This window comes from Nocardioides sp. (genome assembly GCF_036493135.1).
Lineage (GTDB): Bacteria > Actinomycetota > Actinomycetes > Propionibacteriales > Nocardioidaceae > Nocardioides.
Map to the genome: position 1 here is coordinate 1 of NZ_DASXQG010000065.1, position 17,667 is coordinate 17,667.

The 17,667-nt window shown below is 71.7% G+C and carries 21 protein-coding genes and 1 riboswitch; of the genes, 12 read left to right on the plus strand and 9 right to left on the minus strand.

Annotated elements, in window-relative coordinates:
- Positions 1 to 707: chaperonin GroEL (gene groEL / locus VGJ24_RS12060; RefSeq protein WP_331500851.1), on the minus strand; the 707-nt coding region annotated here is incomplete at its 3' end.
- A gap of 238 nt (positions 708 to 945) precedes the next feature.
- On the opposite strand from groEL, the gene VGJ24_RS12065 reads away from it, so the two are divergent.
- Positions 946 to 1,590: a pyridoxamine 5'-phosphate oxidase family protein gene (locus VGJ24_RS12065; protein WP_331500852.1), complete on the plus strand. Its 645-nt coding sequence runs from the start codon at positions 946 to 948 to the stop codon at positions 1,588 to 1,590.
- A gap of 21 nt (positions 1,591 to 1,611) precedes the next feature.
- Here VGJ24_RS12065 and VGJ24_RS12070 read toward each other — a convergent pair whose 3' ends face one another.
- Both VGJ24_RS12070 and VGJ24_RS12075 read right to left on the minus strand, forming a co-directional pair.
- Entirely contained in the window at positions 1,612 to 2,376 is a 765-nt protein-coding gene (locus tag VGJ24_RS12070; protein ID WP_331500853.1) for a class I SAM-dependent methyltransferase, read from the minus strand.
- A gap of 85 nt (positions 2,377 to 2,461) precedes the next feature.
- Entirely contained in the window at positions 2,462 to 3,250 is a 789-nt protein-coding gene (locus VGJ24_RS12075) for a VOC family protein (RefSeq protein WP_331500854.1), read from the minus strand.
- Between the two features lie 116 nt (positions 3,251 to 3,366).
- On the opposite strand from VGJ24_RS12075, the gene VGJ24_RS12080 reads away from it, so the two are divergent.
- The 10 genes from VGJ24_RS12080 to VGJ24_RS12125 all read left to right on the plus strand — a co-directional run bounded on the left by VGJ24_RS12080 (position 3,367) and on the right by VGJ24_RS12125 (position 13,031).
- A complete protein-coding gene (locus VGJ24_RS12080) occupies positions 3,367 to 4,035 on the plus strand; it encodes a winged helix-turn-helix transcriptional regulator (RefSeq protein WP_331500856.1) in 669 nt (222 codons plus the stop codon).
- A 71-nt stretch (positions 4,036 to 4,106) separates the two neighbouring features.
- On the plus strand, positions 4,107 to 4,445 hold the full coding sequence (locus tag VGJ24_RS12085; protein ID WP_331500857.1) for a YciI family protein: 339 nt from the start codon (positions 4,107 to 4,109) through the stop codon (positions 4,443 to 4,445).
- A gap of 81 nt (positions 4,446 to 4,526) precedes the next feature.
- Positions 4,527 to 4,886 carry a YciI family protein gene (locus tag VGJ24_RS12090; RefSeq protein ID WP_331500858.1) on the plus strand — a complete coding sequence of 120 codons (360 nt, stop codon included), beginning with the start codon at positions 4,527 to 4,529 and terminating at the stop codon, positions 4,884 to 4,886.
- Positions 4,883 to 5,254 carry a YciI family protein gene (locus VGJ24_RS12095; RefSeq protein ID WP_331500859.1) on the plus strand — a complete coding sequence of 124 codons (372 nt, stop codon included), beginning with the start codon at positions 4,883 to 4,885 and terminating at the stop codon, positions 5,252 to 5,254. Before VGJ24_RS12090 ends, VGJ24_RS12095 begins: the two co-directional genes overlap by 4 nt.
- On the plus strand, positions 5,229 to 6,467 hold the full coding sequence (locus VGJ24_RS12100; RefSeq protein WP_331500860.1) for an RNA polymerase sigma factor: 1,239 nt from the start codon (positions 5,229 to 5,231) through the stop codon (positions 6,465 to 6,467). The genes VGJ24_RS12095 and VGJ24_RS12100 overlap by 26 nt, the downstream gene beginning before the upstream one ends.
- A 55-nt stretch (positions 6,468 to 6,522) precedes the next feature.
- Complete coding sequence (locus tag VGJ24_RS12105) at positions 6,523 to 8,379, plus strand: ABC transporter ATP-binding protein (protein WP_331500862.1); 1,857 nt, start codon at positions 6,523 to 6,525, stop codon at positions 8,377 to 8,379.
- Entirely contained in the window at positions 8,366 to 10,195 is a 1,830-nt protein-coding gene (locus tag VGJ24_RS12110; protein ID WP_331500864.1) for an ABC transporter ATP-binding protein, read from the plus strand. Before VGJ24_RS12105 ends, VGJ24_RS12110 begins: the two co-directional genes overlap by 14 nt.
- A gap of 45 nt (positions 10,196 to 10,240) precedes the next feature.
- Positions 10,241 to 11,320 (plus strand): hypothetical protein, encoded by a 1,080-nt coding sequence (locus VGJ24_RS12115; protein WP_331500865.1) that lies wholly within the window; start codon positions 10,241 to 10,243, stop codon positions 11,318 to 11,320.
- On the plus strand, positions 11,317 to 12,222 hold the full coding sequence (locus VGJ24_RS12120; RefSeq protein ID WP_331500866.1) for an ABC transporter ATP-binding protein: 906 nt from the start codon (positions 11,317 to 11,319) through the stop codon (positions 12,220 to 12,222). The genes VGJ24_RS12115 and VGJ24_RS12120 overlap by 4 nt, the downstream gene beginning before the upstream one ends.
- Positions 12,219 to 13,031 (plus strand): ABC transporter permease, encoded by an 813-nt coding sequence (locus VGJ24_RS12125; RefSeq protein WP_331500867.1) that lies wholly within the window; start codon positions 12,219 to 12,221, stop codon positions 13,029 to 13,031. The genes VGJ24_RS12120 and VGJ24_RS12125 overlap by 4 nt, the downstream gene beginning before the upstream one ends.
- Here the strand turns inward: VGJ24_RS12125 and VGJ24_RS12130 are convergent.
- Positions 13,028 to 13,831, minus strand: a complete 804-nt coding sequence (locus tag VGJ24_RS12130; protein WP_331500868.1) for an esterase/lipase family protein — start codon at positions 13,829 to 13,831, stop codon at positions 13,028 to 13,030. The genes VGJ24_RS12125 and VGJ24_RS12130 overlap by 4 nt on opposite strands.
- A 65-nt stretch (positions 13,832 to 13,896) precedes the next feature.
- Between VGJ24_RS12130 and VGJ24_RS12135 the strand changes: the two genes are divergently transcribed.
- Positions 13,897 to 14,019, plus strand: a complete 123-nt coding sequence (locus VGJ24_RS12135) for a hypothetical protein (protein ID WP_331500869.1) — start codon at positions 13,897 to 13,899, stop codon at positions 14,017 to 14,019.
- Between the two features lie 9 nt (positions 14,020 to 14,028).
- On the opposite strand, the gene VGJ24_RS12140 is transcribed toward VGJ24_RS12135, so the two are convergent.
- The 5 genes from VGJ24_RS12140 to VGJ24_RS12160 form a co-directional block, all read right to left on the minus strand.
- Positions 14,029 to 14,304: a MoaD/ThiS family protein gene (locus tag VGJ24_RS12140; RefSeq protein WP_331500870.1), complete on the minus strand. Its 276-nt coding sequence runs from the start codon at positions 14,302 to 14,304 to the stop codon at positions 14,029 to 14,031.
- Between the two features lie 55 nt (positions 14,305 to 14,359).
- Entirely contained in the window at positions 14,360 to 15,649 is a 1,290-nt protein-coding gene (gene thrC / locus VGJ24_RS12145; protein ID WP_331500871.1) for a threonine synthase, read from the minus strand.
- A riboswitch (SAM riboswitch) is annotated at positions 15,643 to 15,775 on the minus strand. (Overlaps the previous gene by 7 nt.)
- Positions 15,776 to 15,916: 141 nt before the next feature.
- A complete protein-coding gene (gene otsB / locus VGJ24_RS12150) occupies positions 15,917 to 16,756 on the minus strand; it encodes a trehalose-phosphatase (protein WP_331500872.1) in 840 nt (279 codons plus the stop codon).
- A 66-nt stretch (positions 16,757 to 16,822) separates the two neighbouring features.
- Positions 16,823 to 17,332, minus strand: coding sequence for a LytR C-terminal domain-containing protein (locus VGJ24_RS12155; RefSeq protein WP_331500873.1), 510 nt, complete (start codon positions 17,330 to 17,332; stop codon positions 16,823 to 16,825).
- 3 nt (positions 17,333 to 17,335) lie between these two features.
- Positions 17,336 to 17,626, minus strand: a complete 291-nt coding sequence (locus tag VGJ24_RS12160) for a DUF3263 domain-containing protein (RefSeq protein ID WP_331500874.1) — start codon at positions 17,624 to 17,626, stop codon at positions 17,336 to 17,338.
- Positions 17,627 to 17,667 lie beyond the last annotated feature (41 nt).

Sequence of the window (17,667 nt, forward strand, 5' to 3'; positions counted from 1 at the left end):
TCCAGCAGCGGCAGGAAGTCCGTCATCGAGGAGATCTTGGCCGCGTTCAGCAGCACGTAGGCGTCCTCGAGGACCGCCTCCATCCTGTCCTGGTCGGTGATGAAGTACGGCGAGATGTAGCCCTTGTCGAACTGCAGGCCCTCGGTGAACTCCAGCTCGAGCCCCATGGTCTGGGACTCCTCCACGGTGATCACGCCGTCCTTGCCGACCTTGTCGAAGGCCTCGGCGATCAGGTCGCCGATTTCGCGATCCTGCGCGGAGATCGTGGCCACGTGCGCGATGTCGCTGCGCTCGGTCACCTCACGGGCGAGCTTGAGCAGGCGCTCGGACACGGCCTCGGACGCCGCGTCGATGCCGCGCTTGAGCTCGATCGGGTTGGCGCCGGCCGCTACCGAGCGCAGGCCCTCGCGGACCATCGCCTGGGCGAGCACGGTCGCGGTGGTGGTGCCGTCCCCGGCGATGTCATTCGTCTTGGTGGCCACCTCCTTGGCGAGCTGGGCGCCGAGGTTCTCGTACGGCTCCTCGAGTTCCACCTCGCGGGCGACGGTAACGCCGTCGTTGGTGATGGTCGGGGCGCCGAACTTCTTGTCGAGGACGACGTTGCGGCCCTTGGGGCCGAGCGTGACCTTGACCGCGTCGGCGGGTTGGTTCATCCCTCGCTCGAGACCGCGGCGGGCCTCCTCGTTGAAAGCAATCAGCTTCGACATTCGCAGCGATTCCTTCTGGCTTGATACAGCTGTGGCGGAACGGATGGCTGCCCGCGACGGACGGCCAGTGCTGACCCGGCGGACCCTTCCCGCCGGCGCTGCTGACCTCAGCTCAACCGGTCCGATGTGGTGGCACTCTCAACCCGAGAGTGCCAGCGTCATGTTTAGCACTCGCACCCCCCGAGTGCAAACGGCTGCGAGGACGCGCCGACGCCTCGCGAACCACTACGTTCTGGCCATGACCGAACCACGCCGGCCGATCCGGCTGCCCACACGGCTGGCCGAGAAGGCGAGCGTCGACCGGGGCGACCTCGACGCACTCCTCGACACGGCCCGCGTCGGGCACTTCGCCATGGTCGCCGAGGACGGCACCCCCGCGGTGATCCCGACGATGGTGGTCCGCGACGGCGACCGGGTCCTCGCGCACGGGTCGACGGGTTCGCGGTGGATGCGCCGGCTCGCCACGGGAGTGCCCACGGCGTTGGCGGTCACGGCGTACGACGGGCTCGTGGTGGCGCGGAGCGCCTTCGAGTCCTCGATCCGGTACCGCTCCGCGGTCGTCTTCGGCCGGTGCTCGCACCTGACCGAGGACAAGGAGCGCTTCCTCGACCTGGTCACCGAGGCACTGATCCCCGGCCGGGCCGCCGAGATCCGTCGGCCGACCAAGGCCGAGCTGGCGGCCACGCTGGTCCTCGCCCTGCCGCTCGAGGACTGGTCGCTGAAGATCTCCGCCGGCTGGCCCGAGGACGAGGACGACGACGTCGCGGGACCGGCCTGGGCGGGCGTGGTCCCCGTCCGTGAGGTGTACGACGGACCGCTGGCGGCCCCGGACCTCCGCAAGGGCATCGACGTACCGCCGTCGGTCCGGACGCTGACCGACTGAACCCAGCTGCGAGGTGTGGTGCTACGAGCCGCGCTCGAGCGTGAGGAGGGTCGCCGGATCGGCAGGCGCCGGTGCGTCGGGATCTGCAGCGACCGCCTGCTCCAAGCGGCGGAAGCCGGTCTCGAGCTGGTCGGGAGTGAAGTGAGCCAGGGTCGAGTGGACGCCGAGGCGCAGCCGTTCGAGCATCTCACCGCGGGTGCCGGAGGACGGCTCGATCACCCTGCCGAAGCCGGCCACGCGCCAGCCGGCCGTCGTGAACGTCGCGATCACCTCGTGCAGCGGCTGGAACATCGCGGCGTCCACCTCGTAGCCGCGGGGGAAGTACTCCAACCACCACCCCGACGGGGGAATGTGGTCGCTGAAGTTCTCACGCAGGAGCAGCCGTCCGCCGGGATTGAGCACCCTGGCCAGCTCCTCGACGGCCCGGGGCTTGTCCTCGACGTGGTGCCAGGACAAGAACATCAACGCGTAGTCGGCGCTGCCGGACGGCACCGGCAGATCCTCGGCGGAGCCGGCCAGATATCGCACGTCGGGATGCCGGGACTGCTGCTGCGCAATCTCGCGCATGCGGACCGACGGCTCGACGCCCGTCACCGGCCCGAACGCCTGCGCCAGCGCGGGGGTGTACCTGCCGGTCCCCGACCCGACGTCCAGCCCGGCCAGCGGACGCCGCCCGGGCAGCAGACCTTCGAAGGCACCGATCCAAGCCGCCATCTGCTGCTCGCTGAGCGCACGGCCGCGCACGTAGTCGTGGTACTGCTCCGTGTCGTAGTCGATCCGCCTCATCGCCGCTCCCGCTCCCGAGTCCGCGGCCGCGCGACGCGCAGACCGCTGGTGGCCAGCCCGGACCAACGTAGCCCGGTCGGTCTGTCTACTCGTAGGACTTCAGCTGGCTCAGGCTGAGCACCGCTCCACCGGGGTCGGCCACGACCGCCTGCGAGAACGCCGGCGGCGCGTCGTACGGTCCCGCGACCACCGTCCCACCGTGTCGCCGTACGACGTCGACCCCTCGCTCGAGATCGTCGATCCAGAAATCCACGCCCCACGCCGGCGCCGTCTCCGGAGAGGCCGGCATCATCACCGCCACCACGTCGCGGGGGACGGGCTGGGACTCCTCGCCGCCGAAGTACCCGGGCAGCCGGAACATCGTGGCGGGGCCGAACGCCTCGGTCTCCCAGCCGAACACGGCGCCGTAGAAGCGCGCTGCGCGGTCGGTGTCGTTCGTCTGCAGCGCATTCATCGACCAGGCGCTGGCCTCGTTGATCACCTGCGCACCCTCACGGTCGCCCGCCTCCCAGGCGCAGAACGTCGCGCCGACCGGATCGGTGAAGACGCCCAGCTTCCCGACCGGGCTGAAGTCGACCTCCTCCTGGAGGACCTCGCCGCCCGCGTCCCGGACCGCGGCCACCGTGGCCGCGAGGTCGTCGGTGCGCACCTCCATCACCCACGCCGGTGGCGTGTCGGCTCCGGGCACGGTCCCGATCGCGGCCACGTCGCGGCCGCGCAGCCGGCCGAGAGCGTACGGCGCGACGTCGTCGGGGCCGGTCTCCATGTCCCACCCGAAGAGCTCCCGGTAGAACGCCGTCGCCCTGGGGACGTCGTGCTGCAGGTTGGTCACCCAGCAGGGGACTCCGGCCGGGTAGGTGTCGCGCTCGCTCATCTCATCCTCCGTGGTGGTCGATGTCGGCTCGATGCCGCACCACCGTAGACCCGGTTGGTTGGAAATTCCAAGTGTCCAGTTGGAAATACCGTTCAGAGCTGGGCTAGGCTGGATGCGTGGCCGGCAAACGTTCCTACGGCGACCCGTGCGGCATCGCGCGGGCGCTCGATGTGGTGGGCGAACGGTGGGCACTGCTCGTCGTCCGCGAGCTGGTGCTGGGGCCGAAGCGGTTCACCGACCTCCGCGCCCACCTTCCGGGCATCGCCACCGACATCCTCTCCCAACGCCTGCGTCAGCTCGAGCGGGCCGGCGTGCTCCGGCCCGTCGCCCTCCCCGCTCCGGCATCGGGCCAGGCCTACGAGCTGACCCCACGGGGGCGCGACCTCGAGCCGGTGCTCCATGCGCTCGGTCGCTGGGGCAGCCAGGAGGGGTTCGAGGGGGTGACCCACGACATGAGTGTCGACGCCTTTGCCGTGGCGCTGTCCACGGTGTTCGACGCGGGTCGTGCCGCCGGGCTGGATGCGACGCTGGCCCTGGTCGTCGACGGCGACCCCTTGGTCGCCGAGGTCCACGACGACACCCTGACGATCCGGCGCGGACGCGCGGAGCAGCCCGCTGCGCGGATCGAGTCCTCGGTCGCATCGCTGCGCGAGGTCCTCTGGCGGGGGCGTTCCCTGACCGATGCCCAGGCCGACGGCTCGGTCTCGGTCGGCGGCCTGCGGTCGGTCGTCCGACGGTTCGTCAAGCTGTTCCCACCGCCGGTTCCGGCCCGAACGTCGAACTGAGCACGCCCCTGATCGTCACCCCGGTGACAGACCCATCACCGAAAGGAAGTGCCATGACCGACTAGGTCGTGATGTTCCCCGCGGACCACGAGGCGGAGTGGGACGCCGGCAGCGAGGCCGACCACCAGGCCGTCTACGACACCGACCTCGAGTTCGGCCGCCTGCTCGAGCAGCGTGGAGGGAAGATCACGGGCGGTGCCGAGCTGGCCACCAAGAGGCGTACCCACGTCGTGCGGCGCGGCCCGCACGGCACCGCGCTGGTCACCGACGGCCCGTACGCCGAGACGGCCGAGCAGCTGTCCGGGTTCTACCTCGTCACCACCGAGGACGAGGCCGGGTTGCTCGATGTCGCCCACGTCCTGCTCCGTTCGCACCCGGCCGTCGAGATCCGCCCTGTGGAGGGGACCTGAGCGACCGGTGTCGATCTCTCGGGCACTCGCGCGTCATCGGGATGAGGGGGACACTCACCCTCACGACCCGAGAGGACAGCCATGACCAGCTACGTCGTACTCCTGCCCGGTGACGAAGCCGCCTGGGCGGCCACGCCCGAGGCGCAGAAGCAGGAGATGTACGCCGTCCACGCCGAGTTCGCCAAGCGTCTCGCCGAGCGCGGGCACAAGGTGACCGGGGGCGCCGAGCTCGCACCGAGCCGCGACGCGCGGGTGCTGCGTACGACGGCCGAGGGCGAGCAGAGCGTCACGCAGGGGCCGTACGCCGAGACCGCGGAGCAGCTGACCGGCTTCTACGTGGTCGAGTCCTCGGACCTCGACGACCTGATCGACGTCTGCAGGGTGCTCGGCCAGGGCGAGAGCGCGATCGAGATCCGCGAGTGCCGCGGGGGTGGGATGTGAAGGCCGTGATCCTGCTGGCCGCCACGGAGGGCGGTTGGGAATCCGCCACCGCGGAGCAGCGCCAGGAGGTGATGGACGCCCACACGGCGTTCCACAAGGCGGTCGCCGAGCGGGCCACGATGCTGGCTGGTGAGGCGCTCGCGGAGGCGCGGGAGGCGCGGACCCTCAGGCACGTGGCCGGATCGCCTGTCGTGACCGACGGCCCGTACGCCGAGGCCGCCGAGCAGATCGGCGGTTTCTACATGATCGAGGCGGAGTCGCTCGACCTGGTCGTCGAGCTGTGCCACCTGCTCCCCTCGTCGTACGCCGTCGAGGTCCGACCCGTCATCGACATCGAGGGCTATGAGGACACCCGCGACTGGGAATGATCCGGCAACGGCGCTGGACGCCGCCTGGCGCGACCACTGGGGTCGGCTGACGGCCCTGCTGGTCGCGCAGTACCGGCGCCTCGACCTGGCCGAGGACGGCCTCGCCGACGCCTTCGAGGCCGCCGCGCGCACCTGGCCGCGCGACGGCGTACCGATGAATCCCCCGGCCTGGCTGCTCACGAGCGCCCGGCGCCGCATCCTCGACCGGCTACGCGCGGAGGCGGTGGCCGCCAGACGCCTGCCCCAGCTGGGGGTCGAGGCCGAGCTGCAGGAGGAGGCGCAGCGCGTGATGGCCGATGCCGGCGAGCCCGTCCGCGACGAGCGGCTGCGGCTCGTGATGCTCTGCGCGCACCCTGCGCTCTCGCGTGAGAACGCCGCAGCGCTCACGCTGCGGATGGTGATGGGTGTCTCGACGGCCGACATCGCCCGGCTCTTCCTGGTACCGACAGCGACCATGGCCGCCCGGCTGACCCGCTCGCGCAAGAGCCTCTCCGGCGAGACGTTCGAGGTGCCGCTCGGACCCGAGCTGAAGGACCGCGTCGGGCGGGCGGCAGACGTCGCCTACCTGGCGTTCACCGCCGGGTACACCCCGCCCTCCGGCGAGGAGCTCGTGCGGACCGACCTGGCCGCCGAGGCGATCCGGCTCGCCCGGCTGCTCCGCGAGCTGCTCCCCGCGCGGGCCGATCTCGACGGCCTGCTCGGGCTGATGCTGCTGCAGCACTCGCGGCGCGACGCCCGCCTGCGCGACGGCCGACTGGTGCTGCTGCCGGCGCAGGATCGGTCCCGGTGGCACCCCGACGAGATCACCGAGGCCCTCGAGGTGCTCACCCCCCACGTGACCGGGCCGGGCACGCCGTACCTCCTGCAGGCACTGATCGCGGCCGAGCACGCGATCGCGCCGCACCCCGACGCGACCGATTGGCCCCGCATCGTAGAGCGGTACGACGAGCTGCTGGCGCTCGAGGACACGCCCGTCGTACGCCTCAACCGGGCCGTCGCCGTCGCCGAGGCCGACGGTCCCCTGGCGGGTCTCCGGGCCCTCGACGGCCTCGAGCTCCCGGGTCACCGGCTGCCCGGTGTCCGTGGGGAGCTGCTCGCACGGGTCGGCCGTACCGAGGAGGCGCGCGCCGACCTGGCCCGCGCCGTCGAGCTCTGCGACAACGACCCCGAACGCACCCACCTCGCCACCCGGCTCGGCGCACTGGGTGGATAGTCCGCGCAGACCGACGAGCCAGGCGGGTGTCGGCCGCCGGTTCTAGGGTGACCGCGTGGCCAGCTCTGCGTCTCGGATGCTCGCGAGCGTGCGCGCACGCCCGGCCACCCGGTTCTTCCTCGTCCTGACCCGATCGGTGCCCGGGTTCGCCGCCGCGTGGTGGCTGATCCTGCTGGTGCGCGCGCTGGTCCCCGCCGGCCTGGCGATCGCCACCGGGCTCCTCGTCGGGCGCGTCCAGGACGGCGCCGACCTGACCACACCCCTGGTCGCCTTCGGCGTCGTGTTCGTCGCGTCGCAGGTCGCCCCGCCGCTGCACCAGGTCGTCGGCGCGCTGCTCGGCCACCACTTCAGCTCCGTGCTCAACGACCGGCTGATGGCCGCGACCCTCGGCCCGGAAGGTGTCGGCCACCTCGAGCGCGGCGACCTCACCAACGACCTGACCACGGCGCGCGACTTCGACCTCGGATGGACCGGCCCGCCGATGTTCATGAACATGGACTTCATCGCCCAGGGGCTGACCATGCTCCTCGGCGGCATCGCGTCGGCGCTGGTCCTTGTCGGTTTCAGCTGGTGGGCACCGCTGCTCCTCCTGCTCGCGTGGGGCTCGACCCACTGGCTGCTCCGCGAGAGCGGCGTGTGGCGCGACCGCAACACCGACGAGGTCAAGACCGCACGCCGCCATACCGACTACGCCTACGACCTCGCGACCGAGCCCGCCGCGGCGAAGGAGGTCCGGCTGTTCGGGCTCGCCCCGTGGCTGCTCGAGCGCTTCACCGGCCACCGGCTCCGCCTCCATGACCTGCAGTACGACGCGACCCGGCTGCGCGAGAAGTCGCTGACCGGCGCGCTCCTGATCGTCCTGGCGGCCAACGGCGTGCTGTTCGTCGTTCTGGCCCGGCAGGGGTACGCCGGGAGCATCGACCTCCAGTCGGTCGTGACGTACTCCGGGGCGGCGTTCGGCGCGAGTGCGATCGCGTTCGGTGGGCTGAGCTGGGCGCTCGACGGGGCAGCCGCGCCCGTGGTGGCCATCGAACGGCTCGAGATCGAGATGGCGAGCGCCGGGGCGTTGAGCCGCGCCGGGTCTCGAGACGGTCGCAGAGCGACCCCCACGACCAGCGAAGCCGGCGCTCCCGGGATCCGGTTCCGCGACGTCACGTTCACGTACCCGACCGGCGGCCGACCGGTTCTCGAGCAATTCGACCTCACGATCCCGGCCGGGGCGTCGTTGGCGATCGTCGGGCAGAACGGCGCCGGCAAGACCACCATCGCCAAGCTCCTCTGCCGCCTCTACGACCCCGACTCCGGCACCATCGAGATCGACGGGGTCGACCTCCGCGACCTCGACCTCGCGGCCTGGCGCGCGCATCTGGCGGCGGTCTTCCAGGACTTCGTCCGCTACGAGCTGCCCCTGCGCGACAACGTCGCACCGCTCGGCGCCACGACGGACGTCGTCACCCGCGCGCTCGACCAGGCGGGTGCCCTCGACCTGGCCGACCTCGACACCCCGTTGGCCAAGGGCTACCCCCGTGGCATCGACCTCTCCGGTGGTCAGTGGCAACGCGTCGCCCTCGCCCGGGCGATCGCCAAGGTCGGCACCGGGGCGACCGTCGTACTGCTCGACGAGCCGACCGCGATGCTCGACGTCCGGGGCGAGTCCGAGATCTTCCGCCGGGTGCTGGGCGCGACGTCCGAGGCGACCGCGATCCTGGTCTCCCACCGGTTCTCGACCGTCAGACAGGCGGAGCTGATCTGCGTCGTCGAGCACGGGCGCGCGATCGAGCTCGGCAGCCACGACGAGCTGATGGCGCTGCGTGGGCGTTACCACACGATGTACGACCTCCAGGCCAGCCGCTTCCACGACGAGCGGGAGCTGGACGAACACGGGGAGGAGGTCCTGCATGAGTCGCTTTGACGAGGGCAACGCGGAGGCGACCGGCCAGGACACCGCGGGCGAGATGCCGCCGGCGCTGCCGTCGATGGTCCGCGTGGTCAAGCACGGCTACCGCGCGGAGCCGAAGCTGCTGTGGGCCTCGCTGGCGATGACCGCGCTCGAGGCGCTGCCCGACGTCCTGGTCGGCATCTGGCTGGCCCTGGTCACCGACGGCCTGGTGCACCACCACGAGACGCGGACCTACGTCGGGGCCGTCGGGCTCGCGGTGTCCGCGACCCTGATGTGGGCACTGTCGGTGACCCTCGACCGCACGACCCGGCGGCTCGGCGACCGGCTGAACATCATGTTCCAGGGCCGCGTCGCCAGGCTCCAGGCCGAGGTCGCCACCGTCGAGCACCACGAGCGGCCGGTCTACCTGGACCGGATCGCGGTGCTGCGCACCGGGGTGTTCGCGCTCGACCATCTGTTCCGGTCGATGTTCACGATGGTCGGCTGGCTGCTCCGGCTGGCGTTCGTGTGCGTGCTGCTCGCGGCCATCCACCCCGCGCTGCTCCTCCTCCTGGTCACCGCGGTCCCGCTGCTCCTGGTCGCGGTGTGGCGGCCCAAGATCGAGAAGCGCATCGAGGAGGAGGTCGCCTCGCACGGCCGGCTCGGGCGCCACCTGTTCACGGTCGCGACCTCGACGCCGCCCGGCAAGGAGGTGCGCGTCACCGGCAACCAGTCCGACCTGGTGTCCCGCCGGCGTACGGCGTGGGGCAGCTGGTTCGCGCCGATCCGCGTCACCAACCTCGCCAGCGCCGCCTGGCTCTCGCTGGCCTGGGCGGTGTTCTCGGTGGCGTTCGTCGCCGCCGTCGTCTGGGTCGTGACCGGGCTCGACCGCGGTCCGGGTGCGGTGGTCCTCGTGCTGACCGCCGGCGGCCGGCTCTCGGCGTACGTCGGATCCGCGGTCGGCGAGCTCGGCTTCCTGCGCGGCATCTGGCTCGACTCGGCGCAGCGGCTCGCCTGGCTCGAGGACTTCGCCGACGCGCAGAACGCGCGCGTCGACCAGTCAGCGCCCGACCAGCTGACCGACGGCATCCGGTTCGAGGGCGTCGCGTTCACCTACCCAGGTACGACGCGCGAGGTGCTGCACGACGTCGACCTCGCCCTCCCGGCCGGCAGCGTCGTCGCGGTCGTCGGCGAGAACGGCGCCGGGAAGTCGACCCTGGTCAAGCTCCTGGCCCGGATGTACGCACCGACGTCGGGCCGGGTGACCGCCGACGGTGTCGACATCGGCCGGATCGACGTCGAGGAGTGGCGCGAGCGGCTGGCCGGCGCCTTCCAGGACTTCGCCCGCCTCGAGTTCGTCGCCGCGACCACGGTCGGGCTCGGTGACCAACCCCGCCAGGACGACCGGGTGGCGGTGAGCACCGCGGTCGACCGGGCCGGGGCGACACCGGTGGTCGACGACCTCCGCGACGGCCTCGACACCCAGCTCGGGCCCTCATGGGAGAGCGGCGTCGACGTCAGCTTCGGTCAGTGGCAGAAGCTGGCTCTCGCCCGCGGCTACATGCGGCCGGAGCCGCTCCTGCTCCTGCTCGACGAGCCGACCGCTGCGCTCGACGCGGAGACCGAGCACGCGCTGTTCGAGCAGTTCGCCGCGAGCGCCCGCGAGGAGACGACGAACGGCCGGGTCACGGTCCTGGTCTCACACCGGTTCTCGACGGTGCGGATGGCCGACCTGATCGTGGTCCTGGACGGTGCGCGGGTCGTCGAGGTCGGCAGCCACGAGGACCTGATCGCCCGGGGCGGCACCTACGCCGAGCTCTACTCCCTCCAGGCCAGTTCTTACGCTTAACTCGCTGTCCGAACCCCGTACCCCTTGAGGACGTAGGTTTCGGACATGAGGGCGGTCCACCGCTGGAGCCTGGCCTGCCTCGCGACGGCGCTGCTCCTGCTCACGCCGTACGCGGGGCGTCTCCGACCGGCCTCGGACCCCGACGTCCCGACGGCCGACCTGGTGACGGCGGTGCGCGACTCGGCGGCCACGCCGTACTCGGGCACCGTCGACGTGCACGGGCGGGTGGGCCTGCCGATCGCCGACCACTTCAGCGATCTCGCCGACCTCTTCGGAGGCGACACGCGGCTCCGGGTCTGGTGGCGCGGCGACCACGACTGGCGCGTCGACCGGCTCCTCGAGACCGGTGAGGTCGACCTGTTCCACCAGGGATCGCGGACCACCGAGTGGAACTACGAGCGCCACGAGGCCCGGGTCTCCATCGATCCCGCGATCCGCCTGCCGCGGGACCCCGACCTCCTGCCTCCCGAGGTGGCGCGCCGTGCCCTCGACGGAAAGACCGCCACGGACATCGGCCGGCTACCCGCGCGACGGATCGCCGGGGTCGATGTCGCCGGTCTGCGCGTACCGATCACCGACCCCGGCAGCAGCCTCCGCCATGTCGACCTCTGGGTCGATCCGGAGACCGGGGTCACTTTGTCCGCCGAGGTGTACGGCGACTCGTCGCAGCCCGCGGTCAGCACGACGTTCACGACGTACTCGGCGGGCCGTCCGGGCGCCGACGTCACGCGCTTCCACCCCGCGCCAGGCGTGTACGTGTTCCAGGACCGCGTCCTGGACATCGCCGACGCCGCCAACGAGTTCTCGCTGGTCCGGGCTCCCTCGTCGGTCGCCGGTCTTCAGCGAGCGTCCGGCCTCGCCGCGGCGGTGTACGGCACCGGTCTCACCCGACTCCTGGCGGTACCCCTGCCGCCGAGGGAGGCCGACGAGATCGCGAACGACCTGACGGCGTCCGGCGCCGCCAGGGAAGGTGGTCTGCCGTTGCTGCGGTCCGGTCCGCTCGGCGCCGTGGTCACGCGTGGGACGGGCGCGCTCGGCGTGCGCTGGCTGGTGGCCGGCACCGTGACCGACCAGACCCTGCTCACCGCGGCGTACGACCTGGCGATCGGGGCGGGACCACGATGATCCGCACCCACGGGCTCACCAAGCGGTTCGGCAGCGTCCTCGCCGTCGACGATCTCGACCTCGAGGTGGACGAGGGCGACGTCTACGGCTTCCTGGGCCCGAACGGCTCGGGCAAGACGACCACGGTCAGGATGCTGCTCGGTCTCGTCCTGGCCACGTCGGGGAGCGTCGAGCTGCTCGGGCAGGGAATGCCCGCTCGCGCCGCCGAGGTCCTGCCCCAGGTCGGGGCGCTGGTCGAGGGGCCGGCTGCGTACCCCGGACTGTCCGGCCGGGCGAACCTCGCGCTGTTCGACGCCATGGGGGTGGGCGGGACGCGCAGCGACCGGGCGCGACGCGTGGACGACGCACTCGACCAGGTCGGTCTCGGCGGGGTCGACGGCCGCGCGGCCCGCGCGTACTCCCTGGGCATGCAGCAGCGGCTGGGGCTGGCCGCGGCGCTGATCCGGCGGCCACGCCTGCTGATCCTCGACGAGCCCACGAACGGTCTGGATCCACAAGGCATCCGGGAGATCCGCGATCTCCTCGCCGGGCTGAACCGGCAGGGCACGACGGTGTTCCTCTCCTCGCATCTCCTCGCCGAGGTGGAGCAGCTGTGCAACCGGGTGGGCGTCCTCGACCGCGGGCGGCTGGTCGTGCAGGACCGGCTGGATGCCCTGCGCGGACCGACCGGACGCCTGCACGTCCGCACCCCGGACGTGGCGCAGGCACGGGCCCTGCTCGACGGCCGGATCGAGCAGGTCGACGCGCACGAGCTCCTGGTCCGCCACGACGATCCCGCCCGGCTGAACCGGTTGCTCGTCCAGGGCGGAGTGCGGGTCGAGCTGCTCGCCCCCGAGCGCCGCACCCTGGAGGACGTCGTGCTCGAGGCGACCCGGGCCGGCTCCGACCGGGTGGCGCGATGATCGGCGTGGAGCTGGCCAAGCTGCTCCGGAGTCGTCGTACCTGGGTGACGGTCGCCGTGATCGACGCCCTCCCCGCCCTCGTCGCCGTCCTGCTCGCCACCACCGAGATCGGCCCGCGTCCCGGGTCGGGTCCGGCCTTCCTCTCCGCGGTGCTCTCCGACGGGACGCTCTACCCGCTGGCCGCGATCGCCATGGTCCTGCCACTGTTCCTGCCGGCGGCGGTGGCCGTGACCGCCGGGGACGCGATCGCCGGGGAGGCCCAGCAGGGCACGTTGCGCTACCTCCTGGTCCGGCCGGTCGGACGCACCCGACTGCTGGTGGCGAAGCTGATCGCGGTGATGGGGTTCGTGCTGCTCGCCCTGCTCGTGGTCGCGGGCACGGCGTACCTGCTCGGGGCGCTGTTGCTGGGCCACGGCGAGGTCCAGACCACGACGACGTTCTCGGGCAGCAGCCTGAGCAGTACCCAGCTCGCCCTGCGCACCGGGCTGGCCCTGCTCTACGCGTTGCTGTCGATGCTCGGGGTCGCGTCGGTGGCGCTGTTCTTGTCGACGATGGTCCGCTCGCCCCTGGCAGCCGCGATGGGGACGCTCGCACTGCTGATCGGGTCGTCCCTGCTGTTGACCCTGGACGCCGCCGACGTCCTGCGTCCCTACCTCCTGACGAGGTACTGGTTGTCGTTCGTCGATCTCTTCCGTGATCCGATCCTGTGGCACGACGTCGTGCGGGGCGTGCTGCTCCAGGCCGGGTACGTCGTGGTGTTCCTGCTCGCCGCGTGGGCGAACTTCGTCACCAAGGACATCACCGACTAGCGGCCCTCACCGCACACGGTCCGGTCCGGCAGGGCCGGGGGCGTGCGCCGTAGCTGGGCCTCCACCATGGCGATCACGACCGGGCTCTCGGGCAGCCGGCCGTGCGTGACGTCGGCGCCCGGGCAGACCTGCTGCACGGAGAAGTCCAGGGCGCCGTCCAAGTCCGCGGTCTCGGGCGGCGTCGAGATCTGGTCGTCGGTGGTCCAGATCGACACCCACGCCGGACCCGCGGGCGTCTCGTCGCCGTGGTTGAGCTGCCGGATCAGGTCGCTGTCCGTGGCGAGCTGGCGGCACGCGGTCGGGCACGACCGTGGTGCGAGGTCGGTGGCGAGCGCGGCCAGGTCCGTCCCGTGGTGGGGAGAGCCGAGGGTGACGATCCGGCGCGCCACCGAGCCGCCGTCGTACCGGTTTGCCCACAGCCGGACGGTCACCCCGCCGGCGGAGTAGCCGACGAGGTCGACCGAGGACGCGCCCGCGCCGAGCGCGCGACGTACGGCGTGCTGGACGACGGCGGCCTGCACGTTCAGGTCGCCCGTCCCGTCGCCGGCCAGATGGACGACCGTGGCGTCTCGCCCTTGGCGACGCAACGCCGAAGCCAGCACCTCGAGCCCCGACGTGCCCCCGCCGTACCCGGGCACGAGCAGTACCGGAGGCTGCGCGTCCTGAGGCACCGGGTCGACGTGGGAGCCGCCGAGCCGGGGCGCGACCGTGACCGCTGCGATGGTCAGCACGGCAACCGCGAGCAGCCCGACCGTCGCGAGCACGACCCGGCGCCGGGCCGGGGCCAGATGGTCGAGCACGCGCCCAGTCTCGCGCCCCGGCCAAGGCGATGACCCGGCGGAGCGGGCCCGGTGAGGATAGGTCCGTGGCCGAGCACCCAGAGCACTGGAACACACCGCTGGCGCTGCCGGTCGGGTGGCAGTTCCTCCATGCGCAGCGCCACTCGGCCCTGCTCGGCCTGGGCAAGATCTCGAGCCCAGGGACCTGAGCGCGTGGGTCAGCCGCCCGCGACCGCCGGGATGACCGAGATCTGAGCGCCTTCGGGCGTCGCCGTCGCGAGGTTCTCCAGGAAGCGAACGTCGTCGTTCCCGACGTACACGTTCACGAACCGTCGCAGCTCGCCCTGCTCGTCGACGATCCGCCCCTTGATCCCGGAGTAGTTGCTGTCCAGGTCGTCGAGCACGGCGGCCACGGTGTCGCCGTTCGCCGAGACCTCCGACTCGCCCCCTGTGTAGGTGCGCAGGATGGTCGGGATGCGGACGGACACGCTCATGAATTCTCCTTCTCCTCTGGTGGACAGTCCGTGACTATCGGGGAAAACGCGATGCTCAGGCGATGCCGATAGCCGTGAAGGCAGCGTACGACGGGTCGATGGTGGCCGCGGGACCGACCGAGTCGCCGATCGCGTCGAGCGTCTTCAGGCCCATTCCGGTGTTGATCACGACGGTCTCGAGCGCTGGGTCGAGCCGGCCGGTCTCGACCAGCTTCTTCAGGCAGGCCACCGTGGTGCCGCCGGCGGTCTCGGTGAAGATCCCCTCGTTGCGCGCCAGCAGCAGGATCCCCTCGCGCACCTCGTCGTCACTGACGTCCTCGACCGCCCCGCCGGTGCGCCGGCAGATGTCGAGCACGTAGATGCCGTCGGCCGGGTTGCCGATCGCCAGGCTCTTGGCGATCGTGTCCGGCTTGACCGGACGGATCGCGTCGACCCCAGCCTTGTACGCCGCGGCCACCGGCGAGCAGCCGGTCGCCTGGGCTCCGAAGATCCGGTACGGCTTGTCCTCGACGAGGCCGAGCTCGACCAGCTCTCTGAACGCCTTGTCCACCTTGGTCAGCTGGGAGCCGGAGGCGACCGGGATCACGACCTGGTCGGGCAGCCGCCAGCCGAGCTGCTCGGCGATCTCGAAGCCCAGGGTCTTGGACCCCTCGGCGTAGAACGGGCGGACGTTGACGTTGACGAACGCCCAGCCTTCCTCCTCGCCGGCGATCTCGGACGCGAGCCGGTTCACGTCGTCGTACGTGCCGTTCACCGCGACCAGGTTCTCGGTGTAGACCGCGCTGTTGACCTGCTTGGGTCGCTCGAGGTTCGCGGGGATGAAGACGACGGTCTTGATCCCGGCGCGGGCCCCCGCCGCGGCGACGGCGTTCGCGAGGTTGCCGGTGCTCGGACAGGCAAAGACCTTCGCGCCGAGCTCGCGGGCGGCGCTCAGGGCGCAGGCCACCACGCGGTCCTTGAACGAGTTGGTGGGGTTCGTCGAGTCGTCCTTCACCCAGAGCTTGTCCAGTCCGAGCTCGCGGGCGAGGTTGTCGGCGCGCAGGAGACGGGTGAAGCCGGGCTCGGTGTTCGGGCTCTCGGTGATGTCGGTGGGCACCGGCAGCAGCGGCTGGTAGCGCCAGATGTTGCGCGGGCCGGCGGCGATCTGTTCACGGGTGACGCCGGGGAAGTCGTAGGCCACCTCGAGCGGCCCGAAGCACTCCGGGCACGCGTAGTGGGGACCCAACGCGACCTCGTGGCCGCACTCGCGGCACGACAGCGCGCGAGCGTTGCCGAAGGCGCCGTCGCGCAGGGTGGTGGGACGGGTCTCGTGGACCGCAGTGCTCACGGAGGTCCTCCTTCTCATCTTTCCCGGGGCGGATCTCGCCACGGGACGGAATTGGCACCGGGTCCACGACCGCCGTACGGCGGGAGGCTCGTGGTGGTTGCCGGGACGTCGACGGGCCGTTCCCTCAGTCCCTCTCGATGAGCTGCCTGCAGCCTAGGAGGCCCGTCGGTCGAGCTGTACGCCGTGTCCGCATGTTGGGCGCACGTCTCGCCCCCCGAGACAGTGCGGGTACTCCCTGACGAAACCGTCCACCTGGAGCACGGATCGGGACCGTTTTGTCAGGGACTACCCGGATCTGGCGTCGTCGATGAGCTTGCGGAGCAGGTCGAGGACCCCGTCGGGGCCGCGGACCACGACGTCGGAGCGCTCGACGAGCGCGCTCTCCTCGTCGGAGGCGGAGCAGACCAGCAGCGTCGGCAGCCCCTGGTCACGCAGATCGGCCACGGCCTCGAACGCCTCGACATCGCCGAGGTCGTCGCCGGCGAACAAGAAGCCGCCGGCATCGGTCTCCTTGGCGAGGTCGCGGACCACGGTGCCCTTGTCGCTGCCGGGCGAGCGCGCCTCGATCACGTTGCGACCGGGCTCCAGCACCATGCCGTGCCGGGCGGCGAGGTCGCGCATCCGCGGTTCGAGCCGCGTGAAGGCGGCGACCGAGTCGTCGAGGCGCCGGGTGTGTACGGCGATCGCCAGGCCCTTGTCCTCGACGAACGCCTCCGACGCGTCCGCGTCGCGAAGCACCCGCGGCAGCTCGCGCAGGAAACCGGACAGCCCCTGCGGCGGCCGGGGTGAGACCACCCGGCGCCGCGTCGAGGTCCATCGCTCGAAGCCGTACTGGCCGTACACGAACAGCTCGCGTCCCGCGTCCCCGATCTCGCGGCCGACCTCGTCCAGGCCACCGAGCGCCAGCACCTTGCGCGCCGGCCGACCGGTGACGACCGCGACCGCGCGGACCACTGCGGACAGGTCGAGCAGCACCCGCCGCGCGTCGGGGTGGATGTGGGCCGACTCGGGGTCGTCGACGATCGGTGCCAGGGTGCCGTCGAAGTCGAGCCCGACCACGGTCGCGTCCGCCACCGCGACCAGCGCGGCGTAACGCCGCTCGGCGTCGGACGAGGTGAAGCGCACGGACCTCACCCTGTCACGGCCGGTCCACCCGTACGGCGAGCGGTCGCGCGCCGTGGGCGACCGGCGTCAGTGGGCCGGTGCGAGCGGGCCGGTCAGGATCACGGTCAGCCGGTCGAGCCGCATCGGGCTCACCGCGGGCATCCTGCGGCGGATGCCGAGGTCGAGCGACAGCTGATGAGCGGCCTTCGCGAGCCGGGGCGGGTAGTAGACGGTCGAGGCCGGGATCGTGCCGTACCAGTTGTCCGATCCGACGACCTGCCAGCCCCGCTGCGCGGCCTGCGAGGCCACCCGGCCGGCAAGGCCGCTGACGCTGGAGTTGTTGAAGACCTCGACCAGGACCTTGGAGCGGTCGAGGGCGGGTATCGGCGGCTTCTGGTGGTTCTTCGGCTTGGTGTACGTCGAGTGGTGCGCGCTCGGCGAGTGCTGGGCGCTGGGTGTCACCAGGCGCTCGGTGGGCTCGTGGTCGCGGGTGGCGAACCACGCGACGCCGGCCATCGTCACCGCGACGATGCTCAGGATCATCACCGGCGAGGGGAACACGACCCCCCGCTGGTCGCGTGGCCGGACTGGTCCCACGGGCTAGACCTCGAAGCCCAGGCGACGGGCCGAGCGGACCCGCTGACGCTCCGCCCGCAACCGGCGCAGGCGGCGGACCAGCAGCGGATCCTCGGCCAGGGCGTCGGCACGGTCGATGAGTGCGTTCAGCACCTGGTAGTACCGGGTCGCCGACATGTCGAAGGACTCGCGGATCGCAGTCTCCTTCGCTCCGGCGTACTTCCACCACTGACGCTCGAACTCGAGGATCTCGCGGTCGCGCTCGCCCAGGCCGGCGCGGGCTTCGGAGCCCGGCTGTGCGGCAGCGGCGTCCATGCGTGTCTCCCCTCGTGAGCGCGGGTACAGGTGCTCGACGC

What these genes read in the sequence shown, in the direction of transcription:
- VGJ24_RS12065 (WP_331500852.1), top strand. Translation starts at nt 946, where the DNA reads ATGACCGAACCACGCCGGCCGATCCGGCTGCCCACACGGCTGGCCGAG.
- VGJ24_RS12070 (WP_331500853.1), bottom strand. Translation starts at nt 2,376, where the DNA reads ATGAGGCGGATCGACTACGACACGGAGCAGTACCACGACTACGTGCGC.
- VGJ24_RS12075 (WP_331500854.1), bottom strand. Translation starts at nt 3,250, where the DNA reads ATGAGCGAGCGCGACACCTACCCGGCCGGAGTCCCCTGCTGGGTGACC.
- VGJ24_RS12085 (WP_331500857.1), top strand. Translation starts at nt 4,107, where the DNA reads ATGTTCCCCGCGGACCACGAGGCGGAGTGGGACGCCGGCAGCGAGGCC.
- VGJ24_RS12090 (WP_331500858.1), top strand. Translation starts at nt 4,527, where the DNA reads ATGACCAGCTACGTCGTACTCCTGCCCGGTGACGAAGCCGCCTGGGCG.
- VGJ24_RS12100 (WP_331500860.1), top strand. Translation starts at nt 5,229, where the DNA reads ATGAGGACACCCGCGACTGGGAATGATCCGGCAACGGCGCTGGACGCC.
- VGJ24_RS12110 (WP_331500864.1), top strand. Translation starts at nt 8,366, where the DNA reads ATGAGTCGCTTTGACGAGGGCAACGCGGAGGCGACCGGCCAGGACACC.
- VGJ24_RS12115 (WP_331500865.1), top strand. Translation starts at nt 10,241, where the DNA reads ATGAGGGCGGTCCACCGCTGGAGCCTGGCCTGCCTCGCGACGGCGCTG.
- VGJ24_RS12120 (WP_331500866.1), top strand. Translation starts at nt 11,317, where the DNA reads ATGATCCGCACCCACGGGCTCACCAAGCGGTTCGGCAGCGTCCTCGCC.
- VGJ24_RS12125 (WP_331500867.1), top strand. Translation starts at nt 12,219, where the DNA reads ATGATCGGCGTGGAGCTGGCCAAGCTGCTCCGGAGTCGTCGTACCTGG.
- VGJ24_RS12140 (WP_331500870.1), bottom strand. Translation starts at nt 14,304, where the DNA reads ATGAGCGTGTCCGTCCGCATCCCGACCATCCTGCGCACCTACACAGGG.
- thrC (WP_331500871.1), bottom strand. Translation starts at nt 15,649, where the DNA reads ATGAGAAGGAGGACCTCCGTGAGCACTGCGGTCCACGAGACCCGTCCC.
- VGJ24_RS12160 (WP_331500874.1), bottom strand. Translation starts at nt 17,626, where the DNA reads ATGGACGCCGCTGCCGCACAGCCGGGCTCCGAAGCCCGCGCCGGCCTG.